Genomic DNA, 22362 nt, shown 5'->3' with positions numbered 1-22362 from the left:
CATCGGGGGCATGCACCAGACCAACGCCCTCGTCCTGCACCACATGCGTGATCGCGGGGTCGAGCCCGACTTCCGGGTGCTCGGCGAGGAGGTGCGCACCGCCCAGCTTGCCGCCGCAGCGCTTGGCTGCGAGGTCGGTGCGATCGCCAACAGCTTGTGCTTCCTCGCCGACGACGAGCCGATCCTGGTGATGACCAGCGGTGCGCACCGAGTCGACACCGACCATCTGGCGAGCGTCATCGGGGCGACCCGCATCGACAAGGCGCCCGCAGCCCGGGTGCGTGCGGCGACCGGCCAGGTGATCGGGGGAGTGGCGCCGACCGGCCACCCGACGCCCCTGCGCACCTTCGTCGACACCGATCTGGCTGTCTACCAACGAATTTGGGCCGCCGCCGGCACACCCGCGTCGATCATGTCGATGACCTACGACGAACTGTTGAGGGTCACCGACGGCACACCGGTGCAGGTCACGCCATGACCACGGTGCTGTGGTTCCGTCGCGACCTGCGGCTCGGTGACCACCCGGCCCTGCTCGCGGCAGCCGCCGAGGACGAGGTCGTGCCGCTCTTCGTGGTCGACCCGGCGATCTGGGCCGACGAGCCGACCCCGCGGCAGGTGTGGCTGGCGCGCACGCTGCAGGCCCTGGATGCCTCGCTCGACGGTGGGCTGGTGCTGCGCTTCGGAGACCCGCGTGAGGTTGTGCCGCGGGTTGTCTCCGAGAGCGATGCGCGCGCGGTGCACGTGACTGCGGAGTGCACTCCCTATGGCCGCCAGCGCGATGCGGCAGTGGCAAAGTCGTTGCGGGACAACGGAATCGACTTCGTCGAGACCGGGAGCCCGTATGCCGTGGGTCCCGGCTTGGTGCGCAACGGCTCCGGTGACCCCTACCAGGTGTTCACGCCCTTCGCGCGGGCCTGGCGGGAGCACGGCTGGCCCGCACCGGCCGAGCGGGCCACGCCTCGGGTTGCTCGCCTCGACGGCGATGACGAGGCCAGCTCGCGGGTAACGAGCGCGGCCGAAGCCGACGTCGCGCTCCCCGGCGCGGGCGAAGCATCGGCACTGGCCCGCTGGCGGGAGTTCGTCGCGGACGATCTTGCCTCCTATGCCACCGATCGCGACCGGCCCGACCTCGACACCACCTCGCGGCTGTCGCCCTATCTGCGCTTCGGCGTGCTGCACCCGCGCACGCTCCTCGCCGACCTGGCAGAGGTCACGGGCAGTGGCGCCGAGACCTTCCGCACCGAGCTCGCCTGGCGCGAGTTCTACGCAGATGTGTTGTGGCACAACCCGAATGCGCTCTGGAGCGACCTGCGGCCGGGACTGGCGTCGATGGTCTACGACGACGCGCCCGAGGCGGTGGCGGCCTGGAAGGCGGGCGAGACCGGCATACCGATTGTCGACGCGGGCATGCGCCAACTGTTCGCCGAGGGCTGGATGCACAACCGGGTGCGGATGATCACCGCGAGCTTCCTCACCAAGGACCTGCACGTGTGGTGGCCGGTCGGTGCGCGGCACTTCCTGGACCACCTGATCGACGGCGACCCGGCCTCCAACAACCACGGCTGGCAGTGGACCGCCGGCACCGGCACCGACGCCGCGCCTTACTTCCGGGTCTTCAACCCGGTGACCCAGGGCCGCAAATTCGATCCGGAGGGGGAGTACGTGCGGCGCTGGGTGCCGCAACTGCGCGGGCTGGCGGGAGCTGCCGCGCACGAGCCGTGGAAGCACGGTGGAGCGGACGGCTATCCCGCACCGATCGTCGATCACGCGGAGGAGCGCAGGGAGGCGCTGCGCCGCTACGACGCCACGCGTTGACCGCAGTCAGCCGACGTCGGCGAGTGCTCGCGCGAAATCCTGCTCGATGTCACGCGCGGTGACCGCCAGCATCGTCAGATAGTCCTGCAGGTCCTGTGAGCGGAACCGCGCCGACGGCATCGAGATGGCCACAGCGGCCTCCGCGGGCGCGCCGGGAGCCCGGATCGGCCGCGAGACCGCGGTGACCCCAGTCTCGGTGCGATCGCGGTTGAGCGCGAAGCCGGCGCGCCGGACGCCGGTGAGCTCGCGCCGCAGCGCCGGCAGTGACGGACGCTGGTCGAGGCGCCCTTCCCAGCGCTCCTCGGCATACAGCGCGGTGACCTCGTCCGGGGGCAGGTCGGCGAGGATGAGCTTGCCCCCGGAGGTGAGGTGGGCCGGGAAGACCATCCCCTCGCGATTGCCGACGTGCAACGGCTGGCTGCACTCGACCGAACCGATGAACCGCACGTAGTCGCCCGCAAGCGCGACGAGGTTGACCGATTCGCCGCAGCGTTCGACGAGGGCGTGCAGATGCGGCAGGGCGACGCTGCGCAACAATGCGGTGCGCGAACGTCCATGTGCCGCAAGGGAAATCACCGGTCCAGCGTGATAGAGCCGGTCGTCGCTCTGCCGAGCGAAGTCGCGATAGACCAGTTGTGCCAGCAGCCGGTGAGCGGTCGAGCGCGCGATGCCGAGCCGCCGAGCACACTCGGACAGCGACAGCGGTCCCTCGACCTGCAGCATCACCGCGATCTGCAAGGCGTGGTCCACACTGCTCACCGCATAGGCGGGTGCGTTCTTCATAGCAGAACTCTATGTTCTTCACCGTGAGACATCCATCACGCTGCCCGGCATGACTGATTCAACTCCCGCGAACGCGCGCCCGTCACGGCGGCGCTCTCCCTGGGTGGTCGTGCTGCTGTGCTGGCTCGTCGTGGTCTTCGACGGTTACGACCTCATCGTCTACGGCACCACGATCCCGCCGCTGCTCAAGGAGCCCGGCTGGGGGCTGACACCCTCCTCCGCCGGCACGATCGGCAGCCTCGCCTTCGCCGGCATGCTCGTCGGTGCGCTGGGAGCCGGCTATCTGGCCGACCGCATCGGGCGTCGTCGCACGATCATCTGGGCGACGCTGTGGTTCTCGGTCTTCAGCACGTTGTGCGCGGTTGCTCCGAGCGCGGAGGTCTTCGGGCTGCTGCGGTTCGTCGCGGGCATCGGCCTCGGCGGCCTCGTGCCGTCGGCCAACGCGCTCACCGCCGAGTTCGTCGGCGACCGACACCGCTCGGTGGTCGCGACGGTGATGATGTCCGGTGTCCCGATCGGCGGGTCGATCGCCGCGCTGCTCGGGCTGGTGATCCTGCCGGGGCCGGGCTGGCGAGCGATGTATGCCGTCGGCGCGGTCGCCGTGGTCGTGCTCCTGCCGGTGTGCGTGTGGCTGCTGCCGGAGTCGCCAACTTGGCTGCGCAGCCAGGGCCGGATCGAGGAGGCCGCGCGCGGCGCTGCGCGCTACGGGCTGCCCGACCGGGCGGCCCCCGCGCAGGCACGGCCGAGCTTCGCGACCGTCATACAGCCGCCGTGGCGGAAGGTGACGGTCCTGTTCTCCCTGGCCACCGTCGTGACCCTCTTCGCGTGGTACGGCCTGGCGACCTGGCTGCCCAAGCTGATGGCGTCCGATCACCGATTCGATCTCGGCAAGCCGCTCACCTTCCTGCTCGCGCTTAACATCGGCGCGGTGATCGGCTCCACGCTCACCGCCTGGGCCGGCGTCCGGTTCGGACCATTGCGCAGCGCGGCGGGCGCAGCCTTCGCCGCAGGTGTGGCGCTCAGCCTGTTGCTGACGTATCCCTCGCAGTCGTCCGCCGTCTACGCCGCGCTCATCGTCGCCGGCATCGGCACGCATGGCACCCAGTGCCTCATCCTCGCCGCGATCGCCGGCCACTATCCGCCCGAGCTGCGCGGCACAGCCTTGGGCTTCGCGCTCGGCTTCGGTCGGATCGGTGCGGTGCTGGCGCCGCAGGTCGGCGGCTGGCTGATCGACGCGAAATTGGGTGTCGGCAGCAACTTCCTGACCTTCTCCCTCGCCGCCGTCGCCGCCGCGGTGCTGCTGTGGACGACCTCGCTGGCGGTGCGCCCAGGCCGTCGCACCGAGCCGCAGACGGCCGTCGCCTGAACCCCGAACTGCCCGAAAGGACACCCGATGACCGACCCTGCGATCCCTGCGCCGGACGCGCCCGGCCAGCCGCTGCCCTCGCCCGAGCTCGCCGACCTCTACCGCGGGTTCGACAAGGAGCAACTCGTACCGCTGTGGACTGAAATCGGTGAGTTGATGCCAGCCCACCCGCGCTCGCGCGCCCAACCGCACCGGTGGTCCTGGCGCGAGCTGCTCGGCCTGGCCGAACGAGCCGGCACCCTGGTGCCCGTCGGTCGCGGAGGCGAGCGGCGCGCGATCGCCCTCGCCAATCCGGGACTGGGCGGTATGCCGTTCGCCACCCCCACCTTGTGGGCCGCGATCCAGTACCTCATGCCGGGGGAGGACGCACCCGAGCACCGGCATACCCAAAACGCGTTCCGCTTCGTCGTCGAAGGCGAGGGGGTGTGGACGGTGGTCGAAGGGGACCCGGTGCCCATGCGCCGCGGTGACTTCCTGCCCCAACCGGGCTGGAGTCTGCACGCCCACCACAACGCCGCGACGACCCCGATGGCCTGGATCGACGGGTTGGACATCCCGTTCCAGTGCGGCATCGAGTCGCAGTTCTTCGAGTTCGGCCGCGACCGGCTGGATGCGGCCGAACGGACCACGCCCGCTCGCTCACGCTCGGAGCACCTGTGGTCGCATCCCGGCCTGCGACCGGTGTCGAAGCCTGGTCCGACCGCAGCGACGCCGCTGCTGTGCTACCGCTGGGAGCACACCGATGCCGCCCTCACCGACCAACTGCGGCTTGAACACGATGGTGACCCCGGCACCCTCGAACCCGGGCACGCCGCGGTCCGTTACGTCAGCCCGACGACCGGAGCCGACGTGCTGCCCACGATCCGTGCGGAGTTCCACCGCATCGTCCGCGGCGTGGAGACGGCACCCCGCCGCGAGGCCGGCTCGTCGGTCTATCAGGTCTTCGACGGCAGCGGCAGCGTGACCGTCGGGCAGGAGACCTGGCGGGTGGCGCGCGGCGACCTGTTCGTCGTGCCCTCCTGGCAGCCGCTGTCGATCCGGTCGGAGGCCTCGGCGTCCGATTCGGATTCCGGCGCGCTCGATCTTTTTCAGTTCACTGACGCACCGATTTTCGAAGCGCTCGGACTCGCGCGCTCGACCGAAGGAGACCCACGATGAAGCTCGCGACCGTCCGACTCGACGACGGCCGCACCACGGCGGTCCGCATCGATGGTGAGACCGCCGTTCGGCTCGACTACCCAGACGTCGGTCGGCTGCTGACATTGCCCGATTGGCGGTCGGTCGCCGAGTCGGCGCGGGGAGCGACCCTGGCCGTGATTGATTTGTCCTACGCGCCGCTGATCCCGGCTCCGGGCAAGATCGCCTGCGTCGGGCTGAATTACCGCACCCACATTCAGGAGATGGGCCGGGACCTGCCGCGCTATCCCACCCTCTTCACCAAATATGCCGAGACGCTCGTCGGCGCGCACGATGCGCTGCGGCGGCCGGTCGAGACCGAGGCCTTCGACTGGGAGGCCGAGCTGGCGGTGATCGTCGGCGCGCCCGTGCGGCGGGCGTCGGAATCTGAGGCGGCCGAGGCGATTGCCGGCTTCGCGGTGTTCAACGACGTGACCTGCCGGGACTGGCAGTTCCGCACCAAGGAGTGGATGCAGGGCAAGAACTGGGAGGCGACCTCGCCGCTCGGTCCCTGGCTCGTCACACCCGACGAACTGCCGGGCGGCACCCGGCCGGCGCTCGGCATACGCACCCTCGTTGACGGCGAACTGATGCAGCAGGACACCACGGGTGACCTGCTTTTCGACCCGGTCGACCTGGTGTCCTATCTGTCGACGATGGTCACTCTCGTCCCGGGCGATGTCATCGCCACGGGCACGCCCGGCGGCGTGGGGCACGCGCGCACCCCGGCCCGCTACCTGACGCCGGGGCAATCGGTCATCACCGAAGTGGACGGCCTCGGACGATGCGAGAATGTCGTGGTCGCGGACGGAGGAATCTCGTGAGCACTGGGGACACCCGGAGAATGACCGACGAGGGCACCGAGCTGTTTGTGCAGACCGTCGACGGCATTGCGGACGCACAGTTCGCCGAACCGAGCGCGCTGCCGGGCTGGACCCGGGCGCACCTCATCGCCCATGTGGCCGACAACGCCGACGCGCTCGGCAACCTCGTGCACTGGGCCGCGACCGGCGTGGAGACCCCGATGTATGCCTCTGCGGCGCAACGGGAAGCCGACATCGAGCGGGGTGCTGGTCAGCCGCCCAGTGAGTTGCGGGCTCGGGTGAAGCTGTCGGCGGACCGGCTGGCTCAGGCCTTCGACGCGCTGACGCCGGAGGCATGGGCGCGCGAGGTCCGCACCAGCAAGGGTCTGCCGGTGCCGGCCAGCGCGACGGTGTGGATGCGTGCGCGCGAGGTGCTGATCCACTCGGTCGATCTCGCCGTCGGCGTCGGTTTCACCGACCTGCCACGGGATTTCCTGGTGCAGCTTGTCGGCGACATCACCCGGCAGCGGTCCCGGGGCGACGGTCCTGCTCTCGATCTGGTCGCCGACGACGGCGCCGGCCGCTGGCAGGTGAGCGGCGCAAACGGCTCGGGCGACCAGGCAACCCGAGTGACCGGCAGCCTGCCGGCCATCGCCGCCTATCTCGCCGGCCGTCCCGGTCCGGCGCTCACCAGCGAGGCACCCCCGCAGCTCCCGCCCTGGCTCTAACGACATCCGTAGTAGAGGAATCTGGCGGTTATAGCGACCGCCTTCCCCCGGGGGTTTTGACGCACTTCCGGGGGTTGAGCAAGGACGAGGCGCTAGCCGAGTCCGCGTCGAAACCCGTTGAACGCCAGTTGGTTTCGACTCGGCGCGCTCGCTCAACCGGCGACGGGGAGGGTGGTTTCGACTCGCTCCGCTCGCTCAACCGGCGAGAGGGGGTGCTGCGCCGCACTTCCGGTGGTTGAGCAAGGACGAGGCGCTAGCCGAGTCCGCGTCGAAACCCGTTGAACGCCAGCTGGTTTCGACTCGCTCCGCTCGCTCAACCGGCGACGGGGAGGCTGGTTTCGATTCGCTGCGCTCGCTCAACCGGCGACGGGGCGGGTGGTTTCGACTCGCTCCGCTCGCTCAACCGGCGACGGGGCGGGTGGTTTCGACTCGCTCCGCTCGCTCAACCGGCGACGGGGAGGGTGGTTTCGACTCGCTCCGCTCGCTCAACCGCGAGTGGGTGCGATCACCGCCGCCGCTGCACCCGGCTTTCGTCCCACACCGGCTCGGCCGACTCGTAGACCCGACCGTCCGCGCCGAACACCAGGTAACGGTCGAAGCCGCGCGCGAACCATCGGTCGTGGGTCACCGCGATGACGGTCCCGTCGAACTGTTCGAGCCCGTCTTCGAGCGCCTCGGCCGAATGGAGGTCGAGGTTGTCGGTCGGCTCGTCGAGCAACAGCAGCGTCGCGCCAGAGAGTTCCAGCAGGAGGATCTGGAAGCGCGCCTGCTGTCCGCCCGACAACGATCCGAAGGTCTGCTCCGCCGAGCGGGCTAGCTCGTACCGGTCGAGCGCACGCGACGCCTGCTCGCGCGGCATACCCTCGCGATGTTCGTCGCCGCGGTGCAGGATCTCCAGCAGCGTGCGGTCGTTCAGGCCGGCGTGCTGGTGGGTCTGGGCGAACCAGCCCGGTCGCACGCGCGAGCCGAGGCGCGCATTCCCTTGGTGCGCAACGGTTTCCGGCACCATGTCGCCGACCGGCTGGTGCTCGACGTCCGGGTCGGATCCACCGGCAGCGAGCAGTCGCAGGAAGTGGCTCTTGCCCGAGCCGTTCGACCCGAGGACGGCCACGCGCTCGCCATACCAGATCTCCAGATCGAAGGGCTTCATCAGCACGTTCTCACCCGCGGCGAGTTCGAGCCCCTCGCAGATGACCGCGCGCTTGGCCGTGCGACCGCCGCGCAGCCGCATGGTCACCTTCTGCTCGAAGGGCAGGGCTTCCGGTGGCCCGGCGTTCTCGAAGCGGGCGAGCCGGGTCTGCGCCGCCTGATAACGCGCGGCCATATCGGAGTTGTATGCCGCCTTCTGCTTGTACAGCTGCACCAGGGCCTTGAGCTTCGCGTGCTCCTCGTCCCATCGCTTGCGCAACTCTTCGAGCTTCGCATTGCGGTCCAGGCGGGCCTGATGGTAGGTCGAGAACCGGCCGGCGTGCACCCAGCAGGTCGCGCCCGAGGCCTGCGGCTCGAGCGTGGCGATGCGGGTGGCGACGGCGTCGAGCAGCTCGCGGTCGTGGCTGATCAGCAGCACGGTCTTAGGCGAAGTCTGCAGCTGGGTTTCCAGCCACCGCTTTGCGGGCACGTCGAGGTAGTTGTCCGGCTCGTCCAACAGCAACACATCGGCCGGCCCGCGCAGCAGCAGCTCCAGCACCAGCCGCTTCTGCTCGCCACCGGAAAGCGTTGCGAGAGAGCGGAACTGGGCCCGCTCGAACGGCATACCCAAGGCGGCCGTCGTGCACACATCGGCGAGGGTCTCCCACTCGTATCCGCCGACCTCGCCCCAGTCGGCGAGCGCCTGGGCGTAGTCCATCTGGGCGGGTTCGTCGTCGCGCTCCATGATCGCGAGTTCGGCCGCATCGACCGCGCGCCCGGCATCGCGGATCGGGTCGGGGGAGACCGACAGCATGAGATCGCGGACGGTCTCGCCCTCCTTGCGGGACTTGCCGATGAACTGCGGCATCACCCCGAGCTGGCCGGTGCGGGTGATCGCACCGTCGTGGGCGTCAAGTTCGCCGGCGATGATCCGCATGAGCGTCGTCTTGCCGGTGCCGTTCGGACCGACGAGAGCAACCGTGGCGCCGTCACCCACCCGCAGGCTGACGTCCCCCAGCAGCGGTCGGCCGTCGGGGAGGAAGTAGTCGAGACCTTGCACATCGATGTGACTCACGAGGGTCGATCCTCTCCCATCCGCGCGTCGAAGCGTCACTCAATTTCCGCGAAGCGTCAGTAGATCCCCGCGAAACGTCAGTAAGTCCTCGCGAAAGGTCAGTAGATCCCCGCGAGACGTCACTGCGGTGCCGATCTGGGTGAGTTCGCTCACGTTGGGCGTCCGGAATTTGGCCGGCCGCGCCAGCGTTCCTATCATTTAGATATCGAACAATTCATGTTCGAATGACCTACGTCACACAAGGAGCAGTGCAGTCATGACCTCGCTCGCGAAGTCGTTCAAGAACCACCGTGAGGCCGCCCGCAGCCGCCGGGCGATCGTCCGCGCTCTGGAGAACGCGACGACGCCCGGTGCGCGCGAGGACCTGATCGTCGCGTGGCAGCGCTCGGAAGACCTGCGCAAGGCCTGAGCCGCCCCGCTGCCAAGCCCCCGGTGCCAGCACACCGGGGGCTTTTTCACGTTCCGAGCGGCACACTTGGGCTCACCATGATCGAGATCGACGATGACAGCGGCACGCCGCCCTACGAACAGATCCGCTCCCAGATCGCCGAGGGTGCCAACTCCGGAGGTATGCCGGTGGGCACGAAGCTGCCCACAGTGCGCGGTCTCGCGGCGGATCTCGGGGTGGCTCCGGGCACGGTGGCTCGCGCCTACACCGAGCTGGAGCGTGCGGGGGTCATCGAGACCCGCGGTCGCAAGGGAACCTTCGTCGCGGCCGGGGGAGACGCTCAGCGTGACAAGGCGGCGCAGGCAGCGGCAGCCTACGCCCGCGAGGTCACGGCATACGGCATCGACGCGGACGAAGCGGTCGCGCTCGTCACTGCCGCCCTCGACGCCGGCGGCGTCCGCACATCAGCGCCACAGCACGTGCGCTGACGCGGACGCGAGCGACCGGGCACCTGCCAGCGTCCGCAAATCTGCACCACAGCACGTGCGCTGACGCGGACGCGAGCGTCCGGGCACCTGCCAGCGTCCGCAGTTCCGCAGCACCATTCGTGCGCTGATGCGGACGCGAGCGACCGGCCACGCGTCACGCGCCCGCGCCCGCCACGCGTCCGCGTCCGCTACGCGCCCGCGCCCGCGTCCGCGAACGATCGGCCTACTTCAGCTCGGACGAGCTCAGCTCGAGCAACCGGCGCGCCACCACGAGCAGCTGGATCTGCTGGGTGCCCTCGAAGATGTCGAGGATCTTGGAGTCGCGCGCCCACTTCTCAAGCAGCTCGGTCTCGGCATACCCCACAGCGCCGCACAGCTCGACACACTTCAGCGCGACGTTGACGCAGGTGCGTCCGGCCTTCGCCTTGGCCATCGAGGCCTGCATCGAGTTGGGCTTGCCGTTGTCGGCCATCCACGCGGCGCGCAGCGTCAGCAGGTAGGCCGCTTCGTACTCCGCCTCCAGCTGCACCAAGGTGGCCTGGGCGTAGCTCTGGGTCGGGATCGGCGCGTCGTTGTCGACCTCGACGCCGGCCTTGTCCAGCAGCGAGGCGGTCAGGTCGAGGCAGGCGCGGGTGAGGCCCACGGCCATCGCGGCCACCAGCGGCCTCGTGTTGTCGAAGGTCTGCATCGCCCCGCCGAAGCCGCCCTCGGTGCGGATCTCCGGGTCTCCGAGCAGGTCCTGCGCAGGCACCCGGCAGTTGTCGAGGGTGAACGCCGCGGTGTCCGAGGCACGGATGCCGAGCTTGTGCTCCAGGCGGACCAGCTTGAGCCCGGGGTTGGACCGCTCAACGACAAAGGACTTGATCGCCTTCTTGCCGAGTGACCGGTCGAGCGTGGCCCACACGACGACGAGCTCGGCACGCTCACCGGAGGTCACGAAGATCTTCTCGCCGTTGAGGACGTATTCGTCGCCATCCTTGGTGGCGGTGGTGCGGATATTGCCGGAGTCGGAGCCGGTGTCCGGCTCGGTGATCGCCATCGCGGCCCACCGGTTGCCGTAGCGCTCCTTCTGCTCGTCGTTGGCGACGGCAGCAATCGCGGCATTGCCGAGGCCCTGGCGCGGCAGGCTGAGGGTCAGTCCGACGTCACCGCGGCAGGTCTCCATGATCGACAGCACCGAGGACAGGTTGGCGCCGTTCTTGTTGGTCTTGCTCGCCGACCGCGAATTGCGCCCGGCGCCGACGCCGGCCGGCTCGTCGGCCGAGTCGTCATCCTTCGCGCGGGTCGAGCCGGACGCACCGGCGCCCTGGGAGGCGCCGGACTCCGACAGCCCGTCGATCACGGCGGACATCAGGTCGAGTTCGCGCGGGTATTCGTGCTCGGCGAGGTCGTATTTGCGGCTGATCGGCCGGAACACTTCGTCCGCCATACCGGCTGCCTGACGCACCAGGGGCACGAACTTCTTCGGGACTTCGAGATCGATCATCTGCTCAATTCCTTTGCAGCGCAGTCAAATTCAAAGATGTATGCCGGGAGCTCAGACGAGCAGCGTGCCTTCGAGGATGCCGGCGGCCCGCAGGTCGCGGTACCAGCGCTCGTTGTCGAACTCCTTGACGAAGCCATGGCCTCCGAGCAGCTGCACCGCGTCGGAACCGATCTGCACCCCGTGGGTCGCCGCCAACGCTCGGGCGTGGGCGATCTGGGCGCTGGCGTCCTTGCCCGCGTCGAGGCGGGCGGCGGCGCGCAGGCACACCAGGCGCAGCGCGTCGACCTCGATGCCGATATTGGCCACCGTGAAGGCGACGGCCTGCCGGTAAGCGATCGGCTCACCGAAGGCCTTGCGCTCCTTGGTGTAGGTCGTCAGCTGGTCGAGCGCGGCCTTGCCGGTGCCGACCGCGCAGGCCGCCCACGCGAGCCGGCCGCGGCGGATGGCGTCGAGGTGGTCGTCGGTGCTGCCGAGGATGTTGGTGGTCGGCACCGTGACATTGTCCAGGTGCAGCATGCCGGTGCGAGCGGCGCGGATGCCCATGGCCGGGTCGTCGGAGGTGCGCAGGCCCTCGGTGCCGGGCTGCACGATGATCAGCCGCGGCTCGTTGTCGAGCAGGGCGGACACGATGAACAGGTCGGCCGAGTCGGCGCCGACGACCAGCGACTTGGTGCCGTTGAGGACGAGGTTGTCGCCCTGGCGGGTCGCGGTCGTGGCCGGCTTGCGCGGGTCGAACAGCGGCCGCGGCTCGGCCAGCGCGAGCGCACCGGTGGCCGGGTCCTTCTCGTCGGTGAAGGCCGGCAGGAAGGTCGCCTGCTGCGCGGAGTCACCGTAGTTGGCGAGCGCATTGGCCACCGCGGCCGAGGACATGATCGCGACCGCGAGGCCCATGTCGCCGCGGGCGAGCTCCTCCAGCACCAGCACGCTGGTGACCGCGGACCGCTCCTCGGCCACTCCGCCGAGCTCGGCCGGCACCGCGAGCAGCGTCATCCCCATGGCCGCCGCCTGGGAGGCGACCTCCTCGGGCAGCGTGCGATCGGTGTCGGCCTGCGCTGCGGCCGGACGCAGCACCTCATCGGCGAGCTCGCGCGCGGCCTCGGCGATCATCTGCTGGTCGTCGGTCGGCGTCAGGTTGAACTCGCGGCGTGGCTTGGTCGGCGCGGGTCGGGTGGGATCGCCGCTGCCGGACTTCTTGGCGAAGGCGCGTCCGGCTGCGGTCTGGGCCTTGAAGCCGCTCTTCGCGCCGCGGTAGAGGACCTTCTCCACCCGGGCGCGCAGCGTCGGGTTCTTCATCGCCTCGAGGCCGCCCGCGGCGGTGATCAGGCGCATCGCATAGGCCTGGCCACGGTCGACGAGCGAGGGCTTGCTGCTGAGATTGCTCATGGATCCCTTCCGATCACGCTGGATAGGCGCGCACGCCGTACCTGCCGGCGAGACGTCCCGGCGAGTGTAGCGGTTGCCGGTACTTACGGTATCGGAAAACAGCGCGGCCGGTGTCAGGAAGTCTGGTAGGCCGCCCGCACGGCGATCGTCACCTGCTCGAAGCGCGCTGCATCCAGCACCGCACCCTCCCGGCGCACCGTGGTCTCGTCGATGCGCAGCACGCGGTTGATCCGCACCTCGCTCGGCCGGCGCCGCACATCCCAGTCGCCGCTGCCAAGATCGAGCCAGAGACGCCCGGCCCGCCGCTCCTGTGCGGCATCGCGCTCGTGGTCCTTGGAGGTCAGGTAGAGCCCGAGCAGGTCGGCCCCGTCGCGACCGATCAGCAGCACCGGCCGGTCTTTGCCCTGGCTTGGATCCTCCTCGAAGGGCACCCACGCCCAGACGATCTCGCCGGGGTCGGGCCGGCCGTCCGGCTTGGGCGCATAGTTCATCGGCGGCAGACCGCGATAGTCACCGCGGTATGCCGGGCGCGCGGGCTCGGTGCCCGCCGGCGCGCCGCGCTGCGGGTCGGGTGCCCGACGCGAGCGCGGGGTCAGAGCGCGGCGGGCGCGGTCCAGCAATCGCCTCATGCCAGCAGGTCCTGGACCGGACGAGCGGCGATGGACGCATCGAGCACCGTCGCCAGGTGGGCGCTCGGCATACCTCGTCCTTGGCGGTCGAGTTCGAGCGAGATCTGCATGATGCAGCCCGGGTTGGCCGTGACCAGCAGATCGGCGCCGGTGTCGGCGACATTGCGCGCCTTGCGTTCGCCCAGGTCGTGCGCGGCCTCGGGGTGGAGCACGTTGTAGATGCCCGCGGAGCCGCAGCAGATCGCGGCGTCCTTGATCTCCTTGACCTGCAGGCCGGGGATGCCGGCGAGCAGTTGCCTCGGCTGGGTGCGGATGCCCTGGGCGTGCCCCAGGTGACAGGCGTCGTGATAGGCGACGGTGACCGGCAGCGGATGCCGCTCGGCGACCGGGCCGAGCTGGACGAGGAACTCGGAGAAGTCGCGCACCTTGTCGCGGAACACGCGCACCCGAGCGTCATCGACCTCGGCGTCGTCCTCGAGCAGGAAGCTGTAATCCTTCATCGCGCTGCCGCAGCCGGCGGCGTTGACCACGATCGCGTCGACGTCATACGCCTCGAAGGTCTCGATCAACCGTCGCGCGAAGCCCTGCGCCTCCTCCTCGCGGCCGGAGTGCCCGGACAGCGCACCGCAGCAACCCTGCGAGGGCGGCACGACCACCCGGCAGCCCTCGGCGGCCAGCACCCGCGCGGTCGCGGCGTTGACGCCGCCGAAGAAGGCGTCCTGCACGCAGCCGGTCAGCATCGCCACGGTCGCGCGCTGCTCACCGACAGCCGGTATGACGGCCGGCAGCTTTTCGGGTGCGGTGAGCTTCGGGGTGAGCGCGTTGAGCATCGCCAGGGACGGCGAAATGCGTTCCAGCACACCGGTTTTGGCGATGGCCTTGTCGAGCCCCAGGCGCTGGGTGAGCCGCAGCGGACCACGCAGGGCTTTCAGTCGCCGCGGGTAGGGGAACAGCTTGAAGATGCCTTCGCGCAGCGCCCGGTCGGCGGGCGAGCGCCGATGATTGCGCTCGACCTGGGCGCGGGTCTGCTCGATCAGCCGGTCGTACTGCACACCACTCGGGCAGGCGGTGACGCACGCCATGCAGCCCAGACAGGCGTCGAAATGCTCGACCATCTGCGCGTCCAGCGGCTCGCCCTCGAGGCCGGTCTTCATCAGGTGGATGCGCCCGCGCGGGCTGTCCATCTCCTCACCCCAGAGCACATAGGTGGGGCAGGTGGTCAGGCAGAAGCCACAGTGCACGCAGTCGCTGATGAGCTCGGGGCTCGGCGGCCGGTGGTCATCGAATGCGCCCCGCACCTGCGGGATGCCCAGCTCGGTCATCAGATGCCTCCCACGAATCGTCCCGGCGAGAGCCGGTGGTCCGGATCGAACTGGTCCTTCACCCGGCGCATGATCTCCAGGCCGCCGACGGGGCCCCAGACATCGACCGTGCGTTTGAGATCGGTCGGCGCGTCGAGCACCACTGCGGCGCCGCCGGCAGCGGCGGTCGCCTCGCGCAGTCGCGCGAGCGCGTGAGGCAGGTCGATGTTGTCCGCGGCGGCGTGCAGGATGCCGGCTCCGGCGCTGCCCCGCACGCTGAACCCGAGGTCGACCGCCGCCTGGGTCACCTCGGCGACCGCGGACAGTTTGCTGGTGAGCTTCAGCCGTATGCCGCCCTCGGGCAGCCGCGCCGCACCCAGGTCCGCCGGCTGGCACGAGGGCCCGAGCAGTTCGCGGATCCGGCCGATCCTGGCCTCGACACCGCGCTCGGTGCCGGCGAGCAGCACCGCCACCGTGGCGGGCTGACCGGGGGCTGCCGAGATCTCCACGGCCGACGGAACCCCTTGGGAATGAACGGCTTTCGCCAGCAGGTCCGCCGCCTCTCCTGCTGACGGCGCCTCGATCGTCAGCCACTGCTGGGCGGCGGGGATCGGGTGCAGCCGGAAGTACGCCTGGGTGACGACCGCCAGCGTGCCGAACGAGCCGATGATCAGCTTGGCCATGTCATAGCCGGCGACATTCTTCACGACCTTGCCGCCGGAGCGAGCGAGCGCACCGTCGGCTCGGGCGACCGTCACCCCGATGACCAGATCGCGCACACCACCGGCCGCCATCCGCAACGGCCCACTGAGGTTGGTCGCGATCAGCCCGCCGACGGTCGTGCCGGGCACGAGTTCGTCGATGGCGAGGCGCTGTCCGTGCTCGGCCACCACCTGCTGCACCCGCGAGAGCGGCGTCCCGGCGCGGGCCGAGACGATCAGGTCGCCTGGTTGGTGCTCGATCACCTCGTCCAGTTCGGACAGGTCGAGCACGAGATCGCACGAGGCGGGCGGCATACCCCAGCTCAGTTTGCTGCCGGCGCCGCGCACGGTGACCGTGAGCCGGTCCGCTGCGGCCGCGGCAAGCACCTCGCTGACCTCGTCCTCGGTGGTGGGGCAGGCGACCACGGAGGGCCGGACACCGTCGACCGCGTCGGCGTCGGTCGCCTCGCGCAGGTCGGCCGCGATGCCGTCCAGTGCCGCCATCAGAAGACCTCGGCCAGGCCGGCAGCCTGGGCCGGGTGCGGCTCGGCGCGACGGCCCGGGCGTTCACCGCACAGCCGAGGCGTGGGATAGACCTTGCCGGGATTGGCGATGCCCGCCGGGTCGAACGCGCAGCGCACCATCTGCTGGGTGTCCAGATCGGTCGCGGTGAACATCTTGGGCATGTGCTTGGCCTTGTCCGAACCGACGCCGTGTTCGCCGGTGATCGATCCGCCGTGCTCAAGGCACAGGTCGAGGATCGCCCCAGACACCTCCTCGGCCTGCTCGCCCTGGCCCTCGACCGAGTCGTCGAAGAGCACCAGCGGGTGCAGGTTGCCGTCGCCGGCGTGGAAGACATTGGCAACCCGCACGCCGCGCTCGGCCGACAGTTCCTCGATCCGGCGCAGCACCTGGGACAGGGCGGTCCGCGGGATGACACCGTCCTGGACGATGTAGTCGGGGCTGATCCGGCCCACCGCGGCGAAGGCGGACTTGCGACCGCGCCATACGGCCGCTCGTTCGGCGTCGTCCACCGCGACCCGCTGCTCGAAGGAACCGTTGGCGCGGCAGTGCTCCTCAATCAGCGCGAACTCCTGCTCGACTTCCTCGGTCGGGCCGTCGACCTCGACCACGAGCACCGCGCCGGCCCCGGCCGGATAACCGCAGGACACGGCGGCTTCGGCGGCCTCGATCGCCAGGGCGTCCATCATCTCGATCGCCGCCGGCACGATGCCCGAGCCGATGATCGCCGAGGTCGCCGCACCGGCATCCTCGACGCTGCGGAAGCCGGCGAGCAGGGTGCGCACGTCCTCCGGGGTGCGGGTGAGCCGCACGGTCACCGAGGTGGCCACGCCGAGCGTGCCCTCCGAGCCGACGACCGCACCGAGCAGGTCGTAGCCAGGGGCATCGGGAGCCGTCGTGCCGAGCGTGACCTGCTCGCCCTCGGGCGTCACCAGGTCGACCGCCAGCACGTGGGTGGTGGTGAAGCCGTATTTCAGGCAGTGCGCACCGCCGGAGTTTTCGGCGACATTGCCGCCCACCGAGCAGATCTGCTGGCTCGAGGGATCGGGCGCGAAGTAGTAACCGAGCGGCCGGGCCGCCTCGCTGACCTGCAGGTTGATGACACCCGGGTCGACCACTGCCCGCTGGTCTTCGGGCGACACCGAGCGGATCTCGCGCAACTGCGAGGTGACGATCAGCACCCCGTCGGCGTGAGGGAGCGCACCACCGGACAGGCCGGTGCCCGAGCCGCGCGCCACGAAGGGCACCCGCTCGGCAGCGCAGGCCGCGACGGCCGTGCGCACGTGCTCGGCGTCGCGCGCCAGCACCACCAGCGCGGGGATCACCCGGTAATGCAGCAGCCCGTCGCACTCGTAGGTGCGCAGGCTGGTGCGGTCGGTCACCAGGATCTCGGCCGGCAGACTCGCGCGCAGCCGCTCGATCACGGCCTGCACCGAGCCGTATGCCGTCGGCTGGGCCTCCTGCGAATTGTCCTGGGGGTCAGGGGAATTCGCCGTGGTCGGGCTCATCCTGGGGTCGCTGTGCTGCTCGGACATCGGCTGGCTCCATCGGTCCGGTTCGGTCACGGTCGGGCGGGCGGCACGGCCCGCCCGACCGCTGGGGCTCACGGCATACGGGAGTAGGCCGGGAGGGTGAGGAAGTCGGCGTAGTCGTCGGCGACGGCGACTTCCAGGAAGGTGTCCTTGGCCTCCTGCCACTCGGACGCCTCGCCCGGCAGGTCGGCGATGACCTCGTTGACGAGCTTGAGCACGAAGTCCTTGGTGATCAGGGTGTCGGTGTCGGCGGTCTTGACCTGGTTGTTGATCTGCTGCCAGATCTGCGAGCGGGAGATCTCGGCGGTCGCCGCGTCCTCCATCAGGTTGTTGATGCCGACGGCACCGCGCCCCTGCAGCCAGGTGCGCAGATACTGCAGCGCGACGTCGATATTGGCGCGCACGCCTTCCTCGGTCACGTCACCGGGCGTCGACTTCACGTCGAGCAGTTGCTCGGCGGTCACCTGGACGTCCTCGCGCTTCTTGTCCAGCTGGTTGGGCTTGTCGCCGAGCACCTTGGTGAACTCCTCGGCGCAGGCCTGGACCATGCCGGGGTGGGCGACCCAGGATCCGTCGAAGCCGTCACCGGCCTCGCGGCTCTTGTCGGCAGCGAGCTTGTCGAAGGCGTTCTTGTTGACCGCCTCGTCCTTGGACGGGATGAACGCCGCCATGCCGCCGATCGCCGAGGCGCCGCGCTTGTGGCAGGTGCGCACGAGCAGCTCGGTGTAGGCACGCATGAACGGCACGGTCATCGTCACCGTGTTGCGGTCCGGCAGCACGTAGTCGGCGCCGCGGGTGCGGTAGGTCTTGATCGCCGAGAACAGGTAGTCCCAGCGGCCGGCGTTGAGGCCGGAGGAGTGGTCGCGCAGCTCGTAGAGGATCTCCTCCATCTGGAAGGCGGCCGGGAAGGTCTCGATCAGGCAGGTCGCGCGGATCGTGCCCTGCGGGATGCCGACGAAGTCCTGGCCGATGGTGAAGGCGTCATTCCACAGCCGCGCCTCGAGATAGGACTCCATCTTCGGCAGGTAGAAGTAGGGGCCGTGGCCGCGGTCGATCTGCTTCTGACCGCAGGCAACGAGGTAGAGCGCGAAGTCCACCAGCGAGCCGGAGGTCTCCTCGCCGTCGACCAGGATGTGCTTCTCCGGCAGGTGCCAGCCGCGCGGGCGCACGATGATCGTCGGCTGCTCCTCGACGCCGCCCTTGAGCTTGTATTCCTTGCCCTCGGGCGAGGTGAAGTCGATCGAGCCGTCGATCGCGTCGAGCAGGTTGAGCGGGCCCTCGACCACATTGGCCCACATCGGGGTGTTGGCGTCCTCCTGGTCGGCGAGCCAGGCCTTGGCGCCCGAGTTGAGCGCGTTGATGACCATCTTGCGGTCGGTCGGGCCGGTCATCTCGACCCGCCGGTCCTCCAGCCCCGGGGCGAGCGGCGCCACCTGCCAGCTGTCGTCCTCGCGCACCTCCTTGGTCTCGTCCAGGAAGTGCAGGTCCTCACCGTTCGCGACGGCGTCGACGACCTCCTTGCGCTTGGCGAGCAGCTCCAGCCGGCGTCCGTTGAGCTCGCGGTGCAGCTTCGCGATCAGCTGCAGCGCCTTGGGCGAGAGGATCTCCTCGTAGCGCGGGCCGAGATCGCCGGTGACTTCGACGCCGTCGGGGAGCGAGAGGGTGGTCGGTTGGGACTGGTCAGACATCGGTCGCCTCCGAGCATATTTTCCGCAGTGCGGAAGTAATTGGTCGCTTACTGGAAGATTACCAAGGGGCGACGCGGCGTGGTCGGCGATGGGCGAACCACCTGGCGAAGTCGTGCGCGAAGACCGCTCGATGCGCCGCCATCCACTCGGTGACGCCGGGCGGGGGCGGCTGGTCCAGCTGGCCGAGCATGTAGACCGCGATATCGGCCAGGAAGACGTCGATCAGTTCGGGATCGACGCCTGCGAAGAGTGGCCGCTCCAGCCACGGCTCGACGTCGAGTCCCTGTCGGTGGGCCATCGGCAACAAGCCAGCGAAGTCCAGCCAGGCGGGTGCCTGCAGCGTCCAGTTCCAGTCGACCAGCACCGCACCGGTGGGGGTGATCAAGATGTTGTCGGGGCGAAGGTCATTGTGCGACAACGAGTTTCCGACCAGTTCGGTCGTCCTCCCGGCGTATGCCGCGAGCTCGGCCCCGCGCTCGGACAGCACCTTGGCGAGTTGCTCGTCGGAGGCGAAGGCGTCTGGCAGGCGGAAGCTGCCGTCGGCCAGCGCCGCCCGCGCCCGCGCCACTTGCGGCGGACCGCCGTGACCCGCGTAAGGCGTGGCCGGTATGCCGGCCGGCACCGGCGTGGTCAGCTCGGCAACGGCCTCGCAGGCGAGGTAGACGGCGTCGAGGTCTTCGTGCGTCCAGGGTGCACCGGGATGTCTCGCCTCGAGGTGTTCCAGCGCCCGCACCTCCCACCCGTCCGGCGAGAGGTGAGCGAGCGGCCGCGCGGTCGGCATACCGGAGGGGAGGGAGGCGAGCAGGGCGGCTTCCCGGGCGAGACAGTCCGCCTGGAAGGCGAGGGTGTCGCGCGAGGCGGCCTTGACGAAGACTGCCCGCCCGTCGGCCAGGTCCAGCCGTCCGGCGAACTGGCCGCCGAAGCCGCTGCCGACCGGCGGATGGGCGTGTGCGACCTCGGCGCCCAGGGATTCCTCGATGGCCGCTCGCACCGGTGGGGGCACCTGCGCCCAGGTTTCGCGGCGCGCGGTGGCGGTGTAGTCGACCTCGGGGTGGCTGCCCATCACGTCAGCCTGCCGGACGTCCGCCGTGAGCGCACCCGAGATTGAGGGCGCTCCGTGTCCGGTGGTGGAAGTCGCCATCGTGGCGACTTTTGTTGAGGTGACCGGGACGTTGTGGCGGTCCGGCTGGGGAAATCGCCATTGTGGAGACTTTTGTGATGGCGCGGGCGTTCCGTGTCCGGTGGTGCTGACGGTGGCGGGGGTGGTGGGCCGCTGTCAGGGGTTGCGGCCTGTCTGTGGCCGGTGGTGCTGACGGTGGCGGGGGTGGTGGGCCGCTGTCAGGGGTTGCGGCCTGTCCGTGGCCGGTGGTGCTGACGGTGGCGGGGGTGGTGGGCCGCTGTCAGGGGTTGCGGCCTGTCCGTGGCCGGTGGTGCTGACGGTGGCGGGGGTGGTGAGGCGCTGTCAGGGTCTGCGGCCAAGCGGTGGTCGGTGGCGCACCCGGGTTTCAGCGGCTCTCGACGTGCGTGGCGGGAGCCGCACCGGCCGGCGCGACCGGCTCGGCCGGTGGCCCGGCGACCGGTTCGTGCGCGAAGACGAACTTCTGATAGGTCCAGAAGCGGAAGATCGTGCCGAGGCCAATGCCGATGAGCGCGTGCAGGTTGAGCATCGCGGTGCCGGTGGCGTGCAGCGCGTAGTGCGCGAAGGCGACCCAGCCGGCTGAGATCGCGAGCGCGATCCCGTTGACGAGGAAGAACAGCGCCACCTCATGTTGCACCGGACGACCGCGGCGGTGCCGGAAGGTCCAATAGCGGTTGCCGAGCCAGGCGACCACAGTGCCGGCGAGACCACTCGCGATCTTGGCCGTGGTGACCTTGTGCGCGAGCGGGCCGCTCACCAGCAAGTTGAAACCACCCATGTCGACCACGAAGGCGATCGCGCCGACGATGCCGAACTTCGCGAGTTCGCGCCAGACCATGGTCATGGCGTCGCGCAAGCGGGCGATCACGGGGTCCTCCGAGGGCTGTGGACGGGCAACGACAGGGTAGACGAGCAGGATGACCGCCCCGGTTCCGCACCGGCCATGGGGTCGATTCGCGGCCTGCGATCGCTCGTGTCAGGCTGGAGCGGTTTGCCCCTCCTGCGTCGAAAGTTCGTGCGTGCCCAGCCTGTCGTCCGTCTCCGTCGGTCGTGCCCTCGTCAGCCTCGCCATCGGCGGATTCGCCATCGGCACAACGGAATTCGTCACCATGGGCATCCTGCCCGAGATCGCCCACGGCGTCTCGGTGGACATTCCGACGGCCGGCAGCATCGTGTCGGCATACGCCCTTGGGGTCGTCGTCGGTGCGCCGGCGATCGCCATGGTCGGCGCCCGGGTCCCGCGGCGGGTGCTGCTCATCGGGCTGATGGTGGCCTTCGCCGTCTTCAATGCGGCGAGCGCCTTTGCGCCCAACTACGGCACGCTGCTGGCGGCGCGCTTCCTCGCCGGGCTGCCGCACGGCGCCTATTTCGGCATCGCCTCGGTGGTGGCCTCGGCGCTCGTGCCGCCCGCCCGGCGCACCTGGGCCACCTCGATGGTGCTGGCCGGGCTCACCGTCGCCAATATCGTCGGCGTGCCGGTCGCCACGGCGCTCGGGCAGCGGCTCGGCTGGGGCTGGCCCTATGGCTTGGTCGCGGTCATCGCCCTGCTCGCGGCGGCCGCGGTGTGGTGCTTCGTGCCGGAGGCCGGCGGCAGCGCCGAGGCCACGATCGGCTCCGAGCTGTCCGCCCTGCGCCGCCCGCAGGTTTGGCTGGCACTGCTCATCGGCATCGTGGGCTTCGGCGGGATGTTCTCGACCTTCTCCTACATCACCCCGACGATGACGACGCTCGCCGGTTTCTCCACCGCCGCGATCCCGTGGGTGCTGATCGTCTACGGCATCGGTATGACGACCGGTGCCTTCCTCGCCGGACCGGTCTCCCGGGTCGGGCTGCTGCGCGGCATCTTCCTCAGCCTGGCCGCCATCGCCGCGCTGCTCAGTGTGTTCGGGTATGCCGCCCACAGTCGCCTGACCGCGCTGCCGGCGGTCTTCCTGCTCGGGGTGCTGCCCTCGATCCTCGTGCCGATGCTGCAGACCCGGCTGATGGATGTCGCCCACGAGGGTCAGGCGCTCGCCGCGGCGCTCAACCACTCCACCCTCAATATCGCCAATGCGGTCGGCGCCTGGCTCGGCGGGCTGGTGCTCGCGGGCGGCCTCGGCTACGAGTGGCCGAGCCGGGTCGGGGCGTTCCTGGCGCTCGCCGGCATCGGGGTGACGCTGGCCTCGGCAGCCCTCGGACGCCATACCGCTCGCAGCGCGGCACGGCTGCAGACCAGCTGAGCGAACGTGGGAG

General features: G+C 69.9%; 20 protein-coding genes. 9 read left to right on the top strand and 11 right to left on the bottom strand.

The window, feature by feature from the left end:
• Window positions 1–10 precede the first annotated feature (10 nt).
• Together G9U51_RS00330 and G9U51_RS00325 are read left to right on the top strand one after the other, a co-directional pair.
• On the top strand, window positions 11–478 hold the full coding sequence (locus tag G9U51_RS00330; protein ID WP_166191558.1) for a YbaK/EbsC family protein: 468 nt from the start codon (window positions 11–13) through the stop codon (window positions 476–478).
• The gene (locus tag G9U51_RS00325; RefSeq protein ID WP_166191555.1) at window positions 475–1815 is read left to right on the top strand and encodes a cryptochrome/photolyase family protein; all 1341 of its coding nucleotides are present in this window, start codon (window positions 475–477) and stop codon (window positions 1813–1815) included. Before G9U51_RS00330 ends, G9U51_RS00325 begins: the two co-directional genes overlap by 4 nt.
• A gap of 6 nt (window positions 1816–1821) precedes the next feature.
• Here G9U51_RS00325 and G9U51_RS00320 read toward each other — a convergent pair whose 3' ends face one another.
• On the bottom strand, window positions 1822–2598 hold the full coding sequence (locus tag G9U51_RS00320) for an IclR family transcriptional regulator (RefSeq protein WP_166191552.1): 777 nt from the start codon (window positions 2596–2598) through the stop codon (window positions 1822–1824).
• Window positions 2599–2647: 49 nt separating this feature from the next.
• On the opposite strand from G9U51_RS00320, the gene G9U51_RS00315 reads away from it, so the two are divergent.
• The 4 genes from G9U51_RS00315 to G9U51_RS00300 are packed head-to-tail and all read left to right on the top strand — an operon-like array spanning window position 2648 to window position 6671.
• Window positions 2648–3964, top strand: a complete 1317-nt coding sequence (locus tag G9U51_RS00315; protein WP_166191549.1) for an MFS transporter — start codon at window positions 2648–2650, stop codon at window positions 3962–3964.
• A gap of 27 nt (window positions 3965–3991) precedes the next feature.
• Entirely contained in the window at window positions 3992–5122 is a 1131-nt protein-coding gene (locus G9U51_RS00310) for a cupin domain-containing protein (RefSeq protein WP_166191546.1), read from the top strand.
• Window positions 5119–5964 carry a fumarylacetoacetate hydrolase family protein gene (locus G9U51_RS00305; protein WP_166191543.1) on the top strand — a complete coding sequence of 282 codons (846 nt, stop codon included), beginning with the start codon at window positions 5119–5121 and terminating at the stop codon, window positions 5962–5964. Before G9U51_RS00310 ends, G9U51_RS00305 begins: the two co-directional genes overlap by 4 nt.
• Entirely contained in the window at window positions 5961–6671 is a 711-nt protein-coding gene (locus tag G9U51_RS00300; protein ID WP_207947891.1) for a maleylpyruvate isomerase family mycothiol-dependent enzyme, read from the top strand. The genes G9U51_RS00305 and G9U51_RS00300 overlap by 4 nt, the downstream gene beginning before the upstream one ends.
• Before the next feature lie 505 nt (window positions 6672–7176).
• Here G9U51_RS00300 and G9U51_RS00295 read toward each other — a convergent pair.
• Window positions 7177–8874 carry an ABC-F family ATP-binding cassette domain-containing protein gene (locus G9U51_RS00295; protein WP_166191537.1) on the bottom strand — a complete coding sequence of 566 codons (1698 nt, stop codon included), beginning with the start codon at window positions 8872–8874 and terminating at the stop codon, window positions 7177–7179.
• Between the two features lie 256 nt (window positions 8875–9130).
• On the opposite strand from G9U51_RS00295, the gene G9U51_RS00290 reads away from it, so the two are divergent.
• Window positions 9131–9283 carry a hypothetical protein gene (locus G9U51_RS00290; protein WP_166191534.1) on the top strand — a complete coding sequence of 51 codons (153 nt, stop codon included), beginning with the start codon at window positions 9131–9133 and terminating at the stop codon, window positions 9281–9283.
• 77 nt (window positions 9284–9360) lie between these two features.
• Window positions 9361–9750 (top strand): GntR family transcriptional regulator, encoded by a 390-nt coding sequence (locus G9U51_RS00285; protein ID WP_166191531.1) that lies wholly within the window; start codon window positions 9361–9363, stop codon window positions 9748–9750.
• Window positions 9751–9973: 223 nt separating this feature from the next.
• On the opposite strand, the gene G9U51_RS00280 is transcribed toward G9U51_RS00285, so the two are convergent.
• From G9U51_RS00280 to G9U51_RS00240, 9 genes are all read right to left on the bottom strand, one after another.
• Window positions 9974–11236 carry an acyl-CoA dehydrogenase family protein gene (locus tag G9U51_RS00280; protein WP_166191528.1) on the bottom strand — a complete coding sequence of 421 codons (1263 nt, stop codon included), beginning with the start codon at window positions 11234–11236 and terminating at the stop codon, window positions 9974–9976.
• A 51-nt stretch (window positions 11237–11287) separates the two neighbouring features.
• Complete coding sequence (locus G9U51_RS00275) at window positions 11288–12619, bottom strand: acyl-CoA dehydrogenase family protein (RefSeq protein WP_166191525.1); 1332 nt, start codon at window positions 12617–12619, stop codon at window positions 11288–11290.
• 113 nt (window positions 12620–12732) lie between these two features.
• Window positions 12733–13248 carry a type II toxin-antitoxin system PemK/MazF family toxin gene (locus G9U51_RS00270; protein WP_166191522.1) on the bottom strand — a complete coding sequence of 172 codons (516 nt, stop codon included), beginning with the start codon at window positions 13246–13248 and terminating at the stop codon, window positions 12733–12735.
• Window positions 13245–14570 (bottom strand): (Fe-S)-binding protein, encoded by a 1326-nt coding sequence (locus tag G9U51_RS00265; protein ID WP_166191519.1) that lies wholly within the window; start codon window positions 14568–14570, stop codon window positions 13245–13247. Before G9U51_RS00265 ends, G9U51_RS00270 begins: the two co-directional genes overlap by 4 nt.
• Window positions 14570–15754: an FAD-binding oxidoreductase gene (locus tag G9U51_RS00260; RefSeq protein WP_166191516.1), complete on the bottom strand. Its 1185-nt coding sequence runs from the start codon at window positions 15752–15754 to the stop codon at window positions 14570–14572. The genes G9U51_RS00265 and G9U51_RS00260 overlap by 1 nt, the downstream gene beginning before the upstream one ends.
• Window positions 15754–17307: an FAD-linked oxidase C-terminal domain-containing protein gene (locus tag G9U51_RS00255; RefSeq protein WP_235945261.1), complete on the bottom strand. Its 1554-nt coding sequence runs from the start codon at window positions 17305–17307 to the stop codon at window positions 15754–15756. The genes G9U51_RS00260 and G9U51_RS00255 overlap by 1 nt, the downstream gene beginning before the upstream one ends.
• A gap of 68 nt (window positions 17308–17375) precedes the next feature.
• Window positions 17376–18992 (bottom strand): malate synthase A, encoded by a 1617-nt coding sequence (gene aceB / locus G9U51_RS00250; protein ID WP_166191513.1) that lies wholly within the window; start codon window positions 18990–18992, stop codon window positions 17376–17378.
• 58 nt (window positions 18993–19050) lie between these two features.
• Entirely contained in the window at window positions 19051–20133 is a 1083-nt protein-coding gene (locus tag G9U51_RS00245; protein ID WP_166191510.1) for a phosphotransferase family protein, read from the bottom strand.
• A 364-nt stretch (window positions 20134–20497) separates the two neighbouring features.
• Window positions 20498–20998, bottom strand: a complete 501-nt coding sequence (locus G9U51_RS00240; protein ID WP_328823222.1) for a GtrA family protein — start codon at window positions 20996–20998, stop codon at window positions 20498–20500.
• Between the two features lie 151 nt (window positions 20999–21149).
• On the opposite strand from G9U51_RS00240, the gene G9U51_RS00235 reads away from it, so the two are divergent.
• Window positions 21150–22349: an MFS transporter gene (locus tag G9U51_RS00235; protein ID WP_328823221.1), complete on the top strand. Its 1200-nt coding sequence runs from the start codon at window positions 21150–21152 to the stop codon at window positions 22347–22349.
• Window positions 22350–22362: the final 13 nt, after the last annotated feature.

It is taken from the genome of Metallococcus carri (assembly GCF_011440275.1).
Lineage (GTDB): Bacteria > Actinomycetota > Actinomycetes > Actinomycetales > Dermatophilaceae > Metallococcus > Metallococcus carri.
This window is presented reverse-complemented; position numbering and strand designations above follow the sequence as displayed.